Source organism: Enterocloster bolteae, from assembly GCF_002234575.2.
In the GTDB taxonomy this organism is placed as follows: domain Bacteria; phylum Bacillota; class Clostridia; order Lachnospirales; family Lachnospiraceae; genus Enterocloster; species Enterocloster bolteae.
In genome coordinates this window covers 4,386,843-4,397,282 of the sequence record NZ_CP022464.2, presented here as the reverse complement: position 1 = coordinate 4,397,282, position 10,440 = coordinate 4,386,843, and the positions used below count along the sequence as shown (strand labels likewise).

Here is a 10,440-nt window from a genome sequence, read left to right as displayed (position 1 = left end):
GAAACGTGTATGAGAAGGATGGAATCAGATAACTGCTTTGTCTGCGGAAGCCTGAACCCCATAGGGCTGCACCTGGACATTACAGAGGGAGAAGGCTGGGCCAGGGCTTTGTGGACCGTGGAAAAGCCGTATGTGGGATATGAAGGCATGCTCCACGGGGGCATCATGGCTTCCATTATGGATGACCTTATGGCACACGCCCTCTACTATACGGACCTGGATGTGGTGACAGCCCATCTGGAACTGGATTACAAGGCTCCGGTTCATGTGGGGGAACGGATTGAGTGTGAGGCGCAGGTGACGGAGTTTGGAACGGGACGTTCCATCCGGGCCCAGGGCACCATTAAGCGGGAAGGCGCTGTGGCTGCCCGGGCAAAGGGCGTCATGGTCATAGTGAAGGCGCCGGGACAGGAGGTTTAGCCAAAGTCCCGGGAAACACCGCAGTGACAAAAGCAGGAGGTATCTTCAGGAGGTATATTATGGAAAGGACCGGAGCAGTGATACTGGCGGCAGGTTTGTCCTCCAGGATGCATGAATTCAAACCCCTTCTGGAGCTGGGAGACAGCACCATTATTGTAAGGGCCATTGAAAATCTTAAGACAGCAGGGGCATCTCCGGTCATCATCGTGGCGGGATATAAAGCGGACCAGCTGATGGATTATCTGTGGCCTCTGGATATCATGTTTGTCCGCAATGAAAATTATGCCTCCAGCCAGATGTTTGACTCGGTGAAACTGGGGATATCCAGGGCCGCCGGCCTGTGCAGCCGGATTCTCATTACGCCTGCGGACGTCCCGCTGATAGAGCAGGACACCTTTAAGCAGGTGATGGAATGTCCGGGCGCTCTGGTGCGCCCGGTCTGCGGCGGCCGTCCGGGCCATCCTGTCCGGATGGATTCCCGGCTGGTACCGGATATCTGCGCCTATAAGGGCGCAGGAGGGCTTAAGGGGGCCATGGAGCACCTGGGAGTGCCGATTACAGAACCGGAGGTGGAGGATCCGGGAATATACCTGGACGCGGATACACCTCAGGATTACATGAATCTCAGATACTGGAATGATTACAGCCAGATACAGAAACAAGGTCCTAAAATGATACATTTCCGTATCTCAATAGGAATTACCTCATAGAGGTGTGGAAATGGTCAGGTGTGCCGCGCAGATGGAACACCCGGCCATTTTCTCTTATAAACTGATAAAAACATATATTAATTTCCATTTGTAGTGTATGTATCTTTACAAAATCGAACGCTGGTGCTATTCTATATGTAATGCGTTATTTGAAAATATAAATAACGGGCGGAGGTTAAATAGAATGAAACTGATTCAGACAGTGGATGCGGAAGGCACCGTACTGTGCCATGATATCACCCAGATTATTAAGGGAGTGACAAAGGATGCGGTATTCCGCAAGGGCCATGTGGTCACGAAGGAAGACATCCCGGTCCTCTTAAGTGTGGGAAAGGACCAGCTTTATGTGTGGGAGAAGGAAGACGGAATGCTTCATGAGAATGATGCGGCAGAGATTCTCTGCGACATGTGCAAAGGGCAGCATATGGAGCGTTCCCAGGCAAAGGAAGGAAAGATTGAGCTGACGGCAGCATGTGACGGCCTTTTAAAGGTGGATAACCGGGGGCTTAAGGCGGTAAACGGATTCGGACAGATGATGATAGCCACCCGTCACGGCAATTTTGCAGTGAAGAAGGGGGACAAGCTGGCAGGGACAAGGATTATCCCTCTTGTGATTGAGGAAGAAAAGATGGAGGCAGCAAAAAAGGCGGCCGCAGAGGCCACCGGGGGATGTCCCATCCTGGAGCTGAAACCATTTTTACATAAAAAGGTGGGTATCGTTACAACGGGAAATGAGGTGTTTTACGGCCGTATCAAGGATACCTTCACCCCTGTGATCCGGGGAAAGCTTTCAGAGTTTGACACAGAGGTTATTGACCATGTGACATGGAACGATGACGATACCAAGGTGACGGCCAGCATCCTGGATATGATACAAAAGGGCGCGGACGTGGTTGTCTGTACGGGAGGTATGAGTGTGGACCCGGACGACAAGACGCCGCTTGCCATCCGCAACACCGGGGCAGACATCGTATCCTACGGCGCGCCGGTGCTGCCGGGAGCCATGTTCCTGCTGGCCTACTACCAGGTTAAAGATGGGGAAAATCCCCGTACGGTTGCCATCATGGGACTTCCGGGCTGCGTCATGTATGCCAGGCGTACTATATTTGACCTGGTTCTGCCCAGAATCATGGCGGATGACCAGGTGACGGCAGATGATCTGGCCGCATTGGGCCAGGGCGGGCTTTGCCTTAACTGTCCGGAATGTACCTTCCCCAACTGCGGGTTCGGCAAAGGGATGTAACAAACCGTTGGAAAGGAAACAGACATGGAATTTACACATTTTGACGACCAGGGCAATGCCCTGATGGTAGATGTAGGGGATAAGGCTGAGACAAAGCGGGAGGCAGTGGCCAGAGGCAGTATTTTTATGAGCCCTGAGTGCCTTGAGAAGGTGGCCCGGGGAACCATGGCAAAGGGAGATGTGCTGGGGGTTGCCAGAGTGGCAGGCATTATGGGGGCCAAAAGGACCTCGGACCTGATTCCTCTGTGCCATATACTGAATCTTACGAAGCTCACCGTGGATTTCACCATAAAAAAAGAGAGCAATGAGATTGAGGCGGTCTGCACGGCCAGGACCACGGGAAAAACCGGGGTGGAGATGGAGGCGCTGACCGGGGTGTCTGTGGCGCTGCTGACAGTTTACGACATGTGCAAGGCCGTGGATAAGTCCATGGAGATCGGAGACATTTACCTGGAACATAAAAGCGGAGGCAAGAGCGGGGAATTCCATAACCCCAGATGTGCCCGGAACAGGGGATGAGCAATATGAAGGATGCATTGGGAAGAACCATTGACTATATGAGGATATCCATTACGGACAGGTGCAACCTGCGCTGTAAGTACTGCATGCCCTATGGGGTGGAGTGCGTGCCCAGATGGGATATCCTGTCTCTGGAGGAGATCCAGGCCGTGGGAATCTGTGCTGCCGGCCTGGGCATACGCCATATCAAGGTGACGGGGGGCGAACCACTGGTGCGCAGGGACTGCTGCCAGCTGGTGAAGCAGCTTAAGAGCACGCCGGGCATTGAGAAGGTAACCATAACCACCAACGGCGTGCTGCTGGAGCGGTATCTGGATGATTTGGCGGAGGCCGGGATAGACGGCATCAATATAAGCCTTGACACCCTGGACAGGGACCTGTACCAGAGGATAACGGGAACCGACGCCCTGGGCACTGTGATGGAAGCCGTCAGGCGGGCCTGCGCCATGCCTGTATCCGTAAAAATCAATGCGGTGTCCATTGATTTCAGCCAGATGGACGAGAAACAGCGGGAAGCCGGACAGGATGGCTGGCGGCAGATGGTGGAGCTGGCAAGGGAATATCCGGTGGATGTGCGGTTTATTGAGATGATGCCCATTGGCTACGGAAAGAATTTTAAGACCATCAACCACCAGGAGCTGCTGGAGGAGATGATGAGGGCATACCCCGATATGGAGGAGGATGACAGGGTCCATGGCTTCGGACCGGCTGTCTACTACCGGATACCGGGATTTAAGGGCAGTATCGGACTGATCAGCGCGATCCACGGAAAATTCTGCAGCGACTGCAACCGGGTGCGCCTTACGTCCCAGGGGTATCTGAAACCCTGTTTGTGCTATGAGGACGGAGTGGATCTGAGGCGGATACTGAGAAAAGGACAGGAACGGCCTGAGGAGGAGGGGCATTACCGCTGGCCCTATGCCGGCTGCCCTTCTGACGAGGGGCTTCAGAGGGAACTGAGGAAGGCCATGGAACAGGCTGTATTATGCAAACCCGCGGCCCACTGCTTCGAGCGTCCGGGTCAGATAACAGAAGCACACAACATGATTGCTATTGGAGGATAAGGTATATGTCAGAGCAGATTAAACAGGGTGTCTGTCCCACCGGAGTGGTGAAGGCTATCTGTATCAGTGATAAACGGGGAATCGAGAAGAGAGCCATAGAAGAGGGGCATTTCCTGGTGGATTTCGGTATTGAGGGAGATGCCCACGCAGGCCACTGGCACCGTCAGGTAAGCCTTCTCTCCTATGATAAGGTGATGGCGTTCAATGAGCGCGGAGCCAATGTCATAGACGGGGCCTTTGGCGAGAACCTGGTGGTGGAGGGCATTGATTTCAGAAGCCTTCCCGTGGGTACCAGACTATACGCGGGGGATGTGCAGCTGGAGATGACCCAGATAGGAAAGGAATGCCACAGCCACTGCGCTATCTACAAGCGCATGGGCGAGTGCATCATGCCGAAGGAAGGCGTGTTTGCCAGAGTCATCCGTGAGGGAATTATCCGCCCCGGGGATGTGATGCGGGTGGAGCCGCCTGCAGAGGAACGGCCCTTTACAGCTGCCGTCATTACCCTCAGCGACAAGGGCGCCAGGGGAGAGCGGAAGGACGAGAGCGGTCCTGCGGCCAAGGAGATGCTGGAGGCAGCCGGGTATGAGGTGGTGGAGCTTCTGCTCCTGCCGGATGAGCCGGGCCAGTTAAAGACCCAGCTTATACGTCTGGCCGACAGCCGCCAGGTGGACCTGGTGCTGACCAGCGGAGGAACGGGATTTTCCCTCAGGGATCAGACGCCGGAGGCCACCATGGCTGTGGCTGAGCGCAATGCGCCTGGAATCGCTGAATTCATCCGCATGAAGTCCATGGAGGTGACAGACCGGGCCATGCTCAGCAGAGGCGTGTCTGTTATCCGGGGAACGACCCTGATTGTGAACCTGCCGGGAAGCCCCAAAGCGGTTAAGGAGAGTCTTGGCTTCATTCTGGGAAGCCTTGACCATGGCCTTAAGATACTCAGGGGAAGCGCCTCGGAATGTGCCAGAAGATAACACGGCGCTGCGTAATTATCAGTGAATATAGCACCCGCTACCTATGCCAGGTGCGCGCCTGAGAGCAGGTTCAGACATGCTCCGGAGAGACCCATAACAGAAATATAGGAATACAGGTATTTGTCCGGTATAAATGCTCATCCTCAGCAGATGGGCATTTATGTGGGAAACGATATGGTCGTCTGAGTATAACGAGTACCTGTATTTGTATATAAAAAAGATTAAGAATTACAGGAGGAATTAATTATGAAGAAACAGATTTGCATGATGATGGCGGCAATGATGGCAGCGGCAGCTCTGACCGGATGCTCAGGCGGCGCAAAGGAGACAGCAGCAGCTACCGAGGCAGAGACAACGCAGGCAACTGCCACTGCAGCAGAGACAGAAGCAGAGACTTCTGCCAGGGAGACCACCGCAGCCCAGGCAGGCGAATCCACAGAGATTCTGGTTGCGGCGGCGGCCAGCCTTAAGAACGCCTATGAGGATGAACTGATTCCCATGTTCCAGGAGCAGTATCCGGGCGTGACAGTGAAGGGTACCTATGACAGCTCAGGCAAGCTTCAGACACAGATTGAGGAAGGACTGGAGGCGGATGTGTTTATGTCGGCTGCGGCAAAGCAGATGACAGCCCTGGACGAGGAGGGCATGATTGAATCTGACACCATCACCAGCCTGCTGGAGAACAAGATTGTGCTCATTGTTCCAACAGGCAGCAGCGCGGGCATAGAGAAGTTTGAGGACATTGAGAAGGCAGAGACCATTGCTCTCGGGGATCCTGCCAGCGTACCGGCAGGACAGTATGCAGAGGAAGCCCTTACCAGCCTGGGAATCTGGGATAAGATACAGGACAAGGTAAGCTTTGGAACCAACGTGACAGAGGTGCTTAACCAGGTGGCCGCATCCAGCGCTGACGCGGGTATCGTATACGCTACCGATGCAGCCAGCATGGCGGACAAGGTGGAAGTGGTGGCAGAGGCTCCGGAGGGAAGCCTTGCCAAGAAGGTCATTTATCCTGTGGCGGTGGTGAAGAACACGGCTCACCCGGAGGAAGCAAAGAACTTTGTGGAATTCCTTAAGACGGACGAAGCCATGAAGGTATTTGAAGAATACGGATTTACAAAAGGCGAGTAAGGAAAAGGGGAGGATCCATTCATGGACTGGTCACCGATACTGATATCTATGAAGACAGCCAGCCTGTCGATTTTCATTACGTTTTTTCTGGGAATCTTTGCGGCGTGGGCTGTGGTGAGCATGAAAAATGAAACATGGAAGCTGATTTGGGACGGCGTGCTTACGCTGCCCCTTGTCCTTCCCCCTACGGTGGCCGGTTTTTTCCTTCTCTATATGTTTGGGGTCAAACGGCCGGTAGGACAGTTTTTTATTGAATATTTCAGTGTTAAAATCGCATTTTCATGGACAGCTACGGTGATTGCAGCCGTGGTCATGTCCTTTCCTTTAATGTACCGCTCTGCCAGGGGCGCATTTGAACAGGTGGACCAGAACCTGGTGGCGGCAGCCAGGACCCTGGGCATGAGCGAGTGGGGCATCTTCTGGAAGGTGCTCATGACCGGAGGCCTGCCGGGGGTTGTCAGCGGAGGCGTCCTGGCATTTGCAAGGGGACTGGGAGAATTTGGGGCCACTGCCATGATTGCGGGAAACATAGCAGGCAAAACAAGGACCCTTCCCATGGCGGTCTATTCAGAGGTGGCCGCAGGCAATATGGATACGGCGTACCGCTATGTGGCGGTTATTGTGGTCATCGCATTCCTGTCCATTATATTGATGAACTGGGCAGCATTAAGGCCCGTGAACCGGAAGGGATGAAAGGGGAACAGCCGTGAACTCAGAATACAATCTTCATTTGGAAGTTGATATAAGAAAGAAATTAAAGGATTTCAGCCTGGACATCAGCTTTGAGGCCGGACGGGGATGCCTGGGCATACTGGGGCCGTCGGGCTGCGGCAAAAGCATGACCTTAAAATCCATAGCCGGCATCATCCGCCCGGACCAGGGCAGGATTGCCCTGCGCTATGCCCAGGGAGAGGCGGCCGGGGGCCGTGTTCTCTATGACTCTGCCCTCAAGATCAATGAGAAGCCCCAGGTAAGGCGTGTGGGCTATCTGTTCCAGAACTATGCCCTGTTTCCGGGCATGACCGTGGAGCAGAACATCATGGTTGGATTAAAGGGGGGACGGGGAAATGTGGGGCTTAGAAGGCGCCGGCCCATGTCCGGGGAAGCCAGGCAGCAGAAGGTGTCCGAGATGGTGGAGCGGTTCCGGCTCCAGGGGTTGGAAAAGCGATTCCCGGGCCAGCTGTCGGGAGGACAGCAGCAGAGAGTGGCCCTGGCCAGGAGCCTGGCCTATGAGCCTGAGGCGCTGCTGTTAGACGAGCCGTTTTCAGCCATGGACACATACCTGAGGGAAGGGCTGCGCATGGAGCTGGCTGACGCCCTTAAGGATTATGACGGTGTGACCATTATGGTGACCCATGACAGGGATGAGGCCTACCAGCTCTGCGACAATCTGCTGCTCATGGACCGGGGATGCGTGCTGGCGGCCGGAAGGACACGGGACATCTTCCAGAACCCGGTTACATGCCGGGCAGCCAGGCTTACAGGATGTAAGAACATATCCAGGATTGAACGGCTGGGGGAACGCAGAATACGGGCCGTGGACTGGGATGGGCTGGAGCTGGCCACGGACCGTCCTGTGGGCGACGCTATAACAGGCGTGGGCATCAGGGCCCATGATTTTGAACCCCTGTCGGAGAGCAGTGCCAGGGCTTATATGGAGCGGGAAGACGCAAATCTTATAAAAGTATGCGCTCCATGTATTTCCGAAATGCCGTTTGAGTGGTATATTACTTTACAGAACGGTTTGTGGTGGAAGAAGGAGAAGGATATCCACACCCACGATACGGCGGGAGTGGTTCCCCGGTGGCTCAGGGTAGAGCCCTCCGCCCTTTTGCTCCTGACAGGAGAACTTTAGGGGCGCGTACCAGACTGTTAATATACCAGGAAAGGCGGAACAGACTTATGAAGACAGGGGCTGTCATTATCGCAGCAGGCCACAAGAGCACAATCAGCCGTTTTCAGCCCATGCTTCCCGTGGGGGACAGCACGGTTATACGAAGAATCATCATCACACTGAAACGGGCGGGAATCGATCCGGTGGTAGTGGTTACAGGGCAGAAGGCGGACGAGGTGGAAAAACATATTGCCGGACTTCGGGTCATCTGCCTGCGCAACCAGGATTATGAGCAGACTCAGATGTATTACAGCATCTGTATGGGGTTAAATTATATAGAGGATTTATGCGACCGGGTATTTGTCCTGCCTGCCAAATTCCCTATGTTCCTTCCTGATACCATACAGCGGATGATGGGTTCCCGGGCCATGGCCGCCTGTCCTGTGTATGACGGGAAACGGGGCCATCCGGTTCTGGTGTCCAAGGCAGCCATTCCGTCTCTTTTGATCTATCACGGTGAAAGAGGACTCAGAGGGGCCCTGCGCCAGCCGGAAATCAATGGGCATCTGGAAGAGATTCCGGTGGAGGATGAGGGGATTATCATGGCCGTGGAATCGGACGAGGACTGCGCCCTGGGCAGCCTGGGCAGGGAAAAGCTGGCCGTATATCCCCAGGTACAGCTGACATTGGAACGCAATGAAGGGTTTTTCGGACCCCAGGCAGCCCAGTTCCTGTCTCTGATCGACCACACAGGCTCCATGCAGACAGCCTGCAGGCAGATGCATATGTCCTATACCAAAGGATGGAAGATTTTAAAAGAGGCGGAGCGGCAGCTGGGCTACCCGCTGCTGATTACACAGTCAGGAGGGGCGGAGGGAGGATTTTCACAGCTTACGCCCAAGTCTAAGGATTTTCTGGACCGCTACCTGCGGATGGAAAGGGAACTGCGCATGGAGGGGGAACGGCTTTACAAAAAATATTTTACCGGGGAGGAAGAGACGGAGTCATGAAAACATTATTTACAGAGTTAAGACAATTACTGGAACAGGGGGAGGAAGCTGTCCTGGTGACTATCATTGCCAGTTCCGGCTCCACTCCCAGGGGAACCGGATCCCGGATGCTGGTAAGGAAGGACGGGTCCATAGAAGGAACCGTGGGCGGGGGCGCCGTGGAGTACCAGGCAATACAGGCAGCCCTTAAGGCCATGGAGGACAAGGTTTCCTTTGCCAAAGGATTCACACTTACCAGGAACCAGGTGGCGGATATCGGAATGGTGTGCGGAGGAAATGTGGTGGTATATTTCCAGTACATCCGTCCCGGCGACCAGGTGCTGACCGGTTTCTGCGGCCAGGTCCTGGACGCCCTCTCAAAGGATGAGGACAGCTGGCTTATACTGGATATCACCGACGAGACATGCTGGCAGATGGGCCTTTACAGCCCCAGTCTGGGGCTGTCCGGTATTAAGGGGCTGGGACAGCTGTTAGAGGGGGAACTTTTCGGCAGCAATGCTTTCCAGAAGGAAGTGGATGGACGAACGTTTTATATCGAGCCCCTGGTACAGGCCGGGACTGTCTATATATTCGGAGGCGGTCATGTGGCCCAGGAGCTGGTTCCGGTTCTGGCCCATGTGGGATTCCGCTGCGTGGTTATGGATGACAGGGAGGCGTTTGCCAATCCCCAGGTGTTTTTGCGGGCAGAGAGGACCGTGGTGGGGGATATGGAACATATCAGCGATTATGTGGATATCCGTCCCAGAGACTATGTGTGCGTCATGACCAGAGGGCACCAGTTTGATTATTACGTGCAGAAGCAGGCCATGGCTCTGCATCCTTATTACATCGGAATCATGGGAAGCAGGAACAAGATACGGGTGGTGACGGATAAGCTGCTGGCGGACGGCTTCTCCCTGGAGGAAATCCAAAAGTGCCATATGCCTATCGGTACGGACATAGGAGCAGAGACTCCGGCGGAAATTGCCATCAGCATAGCAGGGGAACTGATCGCCCGCAGAGCTGAAAGGATGGGTAAAAAGAAATAAATACAAAAATTTTTAGGCAATCTAAAATATTTTGCATTCATGCACAAAAAACAAATGGGTGTTCACCAAAAGATTAGATATAATGCGGATTGCGCAACCGGTCTGCCTGACATATAATGAATCTATCACAGTGATGGAAAACATTTTGAAAGGAAGGAATCAGTTATGGCAGTCATCGGAGTTATATTAGTGTTTGGTATCCTGAGTTTTGATTTGTATGGTGTGATCAGGAATAACATCCAGAAATAAGGACAGGGTAAGGATGGAATAAGGCCCGGGCAGGCCGAAGTAAGGCCGGAGTAAGGCCGGAGCAAGGCCGGGCAGGATAAAATCCAGCAGAGATAGAACAGCAGGAATAGAAAGCAGGAATAGAACAGCAGCCGGAAGCAGGGGATTCCCCTTGTTTCCGGCTGTTTTTGAATGATGATTTTTGGATGTAAGTTTTGAATGGAAGGGAAAATCATCTTTCCCAATCCAATGTTTTATGATAAAATAGTCAAAGTATCA

The 10,440-nt window shown here is 53.8% G+C and carries 11 protein-coding genes; all 11 read left to right on the top strand.

Annotated features, from left to right (window positions below):
• The first annotated feature begins 9 nt into the window (after positions 1-9).
• Positions 10-420 carry a PaaI family thioesterase gene (locus CGC65_RS20330; RefSeq protein ID WP_002565233.1) on the top strand — a complete coding sequence of 137 codons (411 nt, stop codon included), beginning with the start codon at positions 10-12 and terminating at the stop codon, positions 418-420.
• 59 nt (positions 421-479) lie between these two features.
• Positions 480-1,130, top strand: coding sequence for a nucleotidyltransferase family protein (locus CGC65_RS20325; RefSeq protein ID WP_002565232.1), 651 nt, complete (start codon positions 480-482; stop codon positions 1,128-1,130).
• A gap of 184 nt (positions 1,131-1,314) precedes the next feature.
• Positions 1,315-2,373, top strand: coding sequence for a molybdopterin-binding protein (locus tag CGC65_RS20320; protein ID WP_002565231.1), 1,059 nt, complete (start codon positions 1,315-1,317; stop codon positions 2,371-2,373).
• A 24-nt stretch (positions 2,374-2,397) separates the two neighbouring features.
• Positions 2,398-2,892, top strand: coding sequence for a cyclic pyranopterin monophosphate synthase MoaC (gene moaC / locus CGC65_RS20315; RefSeq protein ID WP_002565230.1), 495 nt, complete (start codon positions 2,398-2,400; stop codon positions 2,890-2,892).
• The gene (gene moaA / locus CGC65_RS20310; protein WP_002565229.1) at positions 2,889-3,956 is read left to right on the top strand and encodes a GTP 3',8-cyclase MoaA; all 1,068 of its coding nucleotides are present in this window, start codon (positions 2,889-2,891) and stop codon (positions 3,954-3,956) included. The genes moaC and moaA overlap by 4 nt, the downstream gene beginning before the upstream one ends.
• A gap of 5 nt (positions 3,957-3,961) precedes the next feature.
• On the top strand, positions 3,962-4,930 hold the full coding sequence (locus CGC65_RS20305) for an MOSC domain-containing protein (RefSeq protein ID WP_002565228.1): 969 nt from the start codon (positions 3,962-3,964) through the stop codon (positions 4,928-4,930).
• 246 nt (positions 4,931-5,176) lie between these two features.
• The gene (gene modA / locus CGC65_RS20300) at positions 5,177-6,061 is read left to right on the top strand and encodes a molybdate ABC transporter substrate-binding protein (RefSeq protein ID WP_002565227.1); all 885 of its coding nucleotides are present in this window, start codon (positions 5,177-5,179) and stop codon (positions 6,059-6,061) included.
• A gap of 21 nt (positions 6,062-6,082) precedes the next feature.
• Positions 6,083-6,754: a molybdate ABC transporter permease subunit gene (gene modB, locus CGC65_RS20295; RefSeq protein ID WP_002565226.1), complete on the top strand. Its 672-nt coding sequence runs from the start codon at positions 6,083-6,085 to the stop codon at positions 6,752-6,754.
• Between the two features lie 13 nt (positions 6,755-6,767).
• Positions 6,768-7,916 (top strand): sulfate/molybdate ABC transporter ATP-binding protein, encoded by a 1,149-nt coding sequence (locus tag CGC65_RS20290; protein WP_002565225.1) that lies wholly within the window; start codon positions 6,768-6,770, stop codon positions 7,914-7,916.
• Positions 7,917-7,963: 47 nt separating this feature from the next.
• Positions 7,964-8,905: an NTP transferase domain-containing protein gene (locus CGC65_RS20285; protein WP_002565224.1), complete on the top strand. Its 942-nt coding sequence runs from the start codon at positions 7,964-7,966 to the stop codon at positions 8,903-8,905.
• Positions 8,902-9,933: an XdhC family protein gene (locus tag CGC65_RS20280; protein WP_002565223.1), complete on the top strand. Its 1,032-nt coding sequence runs from the start codon at positions 8,902-8,904 to the stop codon at positions 9,931-9,933. The genes CGC65_RS20285 and CGC65_RS20280 overlap by 4 nt, the downstream gene beginning before the upstream one ends.
• Positions 9,934-10,440 lie beyond the last annotated feature (507 nt).